4 protein-coding genes are annotated in these 3163 nt (G+C 52.1%); 2 read left to right on the forward strand and 2 right to left on the reverse strand.

All coding sequences use genetic code 11. From position 1 onward, the window contains the following. A partial coding sequence (locus tag NSMM_RS12700; protein WP_342671794.1) for a TPM domain-containing protein occupies positions 1–565 on the forward strand: 565 nt, incomplete at its 5' end. Positions 566–646: 81 nt separating this feature from the next. Here NSMM_RS12700 and cls read toward each other — a convergent pair. After that, a complete protein-coding gene (gene cls, locus NSMM_RS12705; protein WP_090287992.1) occupies positions 647–2086 on the reverse strand; it encodes a cardiolipin synthase in 1440 nt (479 codons plus the stop codon). Positions 2087–2164: 78 nt separating this feature from the next. Between cls and NSMM_RS12710 the strand changes: the two genes are divergently transcribed. Further along, the gene (locus NSMM_RS12710) at positions 2165–2377 is read left to right on the forward strand and encodes a hypothetical protein (protein ID WP_090287994.1); all 213 of its coding nucleotides are present in this window, start codon (positions 2165–2167) and stop codon (positions 2375–2377) included. A 481-nt stretch (positions 2378–2858) separates the two neighbouring features. Here the strand turns inward: NSMM_RS12710 and NSMM_RS16210 are convergent. Next, on the reverse strand, positions 2859–3163 hold a 305-nt coding region (locus NSMM_RS16210; protein WP_218121122.1), incomplete at its 5' end, for a hypothetical protein.

Raw genomic sequence — 3163 nt, forward strand, 5'->3', positions numbered from 1 at the left:
GGCGGGGGTGGTGGCTTTGGTGGTGGCGGCGCCTCAGGAAGATGGTAATCAGGAGAAATTAATGAATTTGATGCGCATCATCCGCCATCTCGTCACTGGTCAATCAGTCGTAAAACGTGCATTTCCACCGGATACGCTGAATACAATCAAGCAGGCAATTGCACGGTCTGAAACCACACATAGTGGCGAAATTGTTTTTGCAGTAGAAGCGGCACTGGATCTATCTCTGCTGTTGAAGAATCATTTCAGTCGTGAACGGGCCATTGATGTATTTTCCCTGTTGCGAGTCTGGGATACAGAACAGAACAATGGTGTGATGATTTATTTATTAATGGCAGATCACAGCGTGGAGATCATAGCAGATCGGGGTATTCATACTCGCGTGGAACAGACGGAGTGGGACGCTGCTTGCCATACCATGGAAACTGCTTTCAGCCAGGGACAGTTTGAACAGGGTATTCTTACTGGAATTGATGTGATTACCAAAGTGCTACAGCAATGCTTTCCAGCCGATAGCGCTGGCAAAAGGAAGAGCGAACTTTCCGATTGCCCGGTCGTGTTATAAGCCCGTCCTTCGCTTCTCTGAAAGACGAATCAGAATAAATCCAATCAGGCTCTCGAATGTCGCGGTGGTGAGACTAAACATCTAGAGAATCGGCCCAATCGTGGCGACCACGTTGTTCCAAATGCGGCGAGGATAAGTCCAGGCATTAACGTGTTCCAGCGTCACCGGATCAGACTGTGCAATATACTCTTGTTGGCGTTGGTAAATCAGCTGGGTGACTTCGTCGTCTCGCAACAAGATGTCATTCTCATAGTTCAAGTCGAAACTGCGTAGATCAAGGTTGGACGAGCCGATCAGCGACAAGCCGCGATCAATGGTAAAGGTCTTGGAATGCAGCAAGCCGTCGCGGAATTCATATATCTTCACGCCGTGTTCCAGTAGCCGTCGGTAATAACCATGGCTGGCAGCGGCAACGATCCAGGAGTCGTTACGCTTGGGAAAGATCATGGTGACGTCAATGGCGCGAACGGCGGCGGCACAAATTGCGTCCAGGACAGTTGAGTTAGGGACAAAGTACGGCGTTGAGATAACCACTTCTTGCTTGGCCAGCGTCAGCAGCGTGGCGAATAATTGCGGCGTCGCACCACGGCGATTGGTTGGGCCGTCAGCGAAAATCTGGGCGGGAAAACCACCCTCGATTTCCTTCGCCTTCACGGCAAAGGATTCGGGGGCTGCTTCGCCGCTATTGAGCAACCAGTCGGACACAAAAAGCAGTTGATTCTGAGCGACTACTGGCCCTTTCAGCCGCAACATAATGTCTATCCATGGCGCGTATTTCGCCTTGACTAAAAACTCGGCATCAGCACAGTTCTGACTGCCACACCAAGTGATACAGCCGTCGATGACGGTAATCTTACGGTGGTTGCGCAAATCCAGGCGGCTAAACAAAATCGTATCAATAACCCACTTCATCGGCAGCGCGACGGCTAGTTTCACGCCGGCGTCGCGCATCTCACGCCAGTATTTTGACCGGACAAACTTGCGGGAGCCGAGTCCGTCAGCCATCGCATAAACGGCAAGCCCACGCTTGGCCGCTCGAATCAGTGCTTCTGCAACGCTTCGCCCCGTGTTGTCGTCCAACCAGATGTAGTACAGGCACTGAACACTCTCTGTTGCATTGTCGATGTCCTCGATAAGTCGAGAGCGAGTCGTTGCGGCATCAGCTAATAATTCGGCTTTGTTTCCCAGTGTTGTGCCAAAACCATCAACCGATGCGGCTCGGAAAGCAGTCTGGTATTCAATCTCGATATTGCCTTCGAGATTGTGCTCACAACTGCCCATCGAACTCGCTGCTATCGAGCTTAATTTGGCAAAGATTTGATCGTGCCGTCGGCGGACTGTTCGACCAACACTGATCTCACCAAACAGTAGGTAAAGGACAACGCCGACGTAGGGCGCAAACAGCATGACCATAAACCATGCCAGCCTAGCGGCCGAAGATAGATTGTCGCGCAGCAGAATCCGAATTGAAAAGATAATCACGGCCAAGGTGTGGAGTATTACTAGTCCCTGAAGCAGCAAGATTGGTTAACTCCTTTGGTTGGTAATGGTTCAAATATGAAGGCGTAGCCTGCGGCAACCAGCCTATTAAGCGGTGTTATGAAATTCGGTGCAGCCGCCAGTTTTAAAGTGAGAGGTTTGCGGGTTGGCCCGCGAGGTACCCAAGCGTCCCTGCCACCACGCTTGGGTGCTCTGGGATTATGCGTCACCCACCACCCGCTTGCGCAGACAATCCCAGCCCTTGTCGCCGATTCTCGGCCTGCAAATAGCATTGATAAAGTTTATCTGGCTCGTAGCGTGTATCGCCGCTAGCGCCAGCGAAATCTTTTCGCCGTTTTCAACCTCGCACCAGTCGGTTTCACCGCACCGGATTCAAGTTGCGCGCACCGGCGCTCTGCGATTTGAGACCAGGCCTCATCAACATGTTCCGCGTTGAATTCCATATTCCCGGTCTTGACTGATTGTAGCAGCTCAAGGCCTGGCAAGAGAAGTCGAGACTTTGAGAACGAAAACATTCGTTCTCAAAGATCATGTCGACGGCCATACCCCGCGCCCAATTCCATCAAAAGAACCTGTGCCAACCAGCTCAACACGCAGTGGTTGAAAATCAGCCCCACAATGAATGGCACCGACCGGAAGAAACCACCTTGTATCGGTTGGTGCAAGAGTACATCGGAACTTTCTTTGCACAGGTTGAGACGGAAAGCCGGTTCAGGGTTGCCCGACTTTGTTAAAGACGAATTTGAGGCATTGCTTGAATGTGGCTTCTGGCCCATGGGTTCTTACGCCTGCGTTATACAACAAGCTGCGCCCACGCCCACGGCTTTAGCCTGCATGCCTCTGGGTGCGTTGCGCCATGAATCAGCGCAAGGAACGGAAGCACCTGTGACGTTACATTACGCGACCGGCAATTGCCAATGAGCGGCTGGCCGCGGCAGTTCTCAGGCCAAGGCTCAGCCTCATTCGTTTCCATGGCGTGCTCGTGCCCAACGCGCAGCTTCGTTCTGAGATTATTCTCGACAGCAGGAAAAACAAAAGTGATCCATCCTGCACGAATGATGCTGTGCCACCTTCCTCGGCTTCCGTGCGTATCAGTTG

Origin of the sequence: Nitrosomonas mobilis (assembly GCF_900103035.1) — a bacterium.
Lineage (GTDB): Bacteria > Pseudomonadota > Gammaproteobacteria > Burkholderiales > Nitrosomonadaceae > Nitrosomonas > Nitrosomonas mobilis.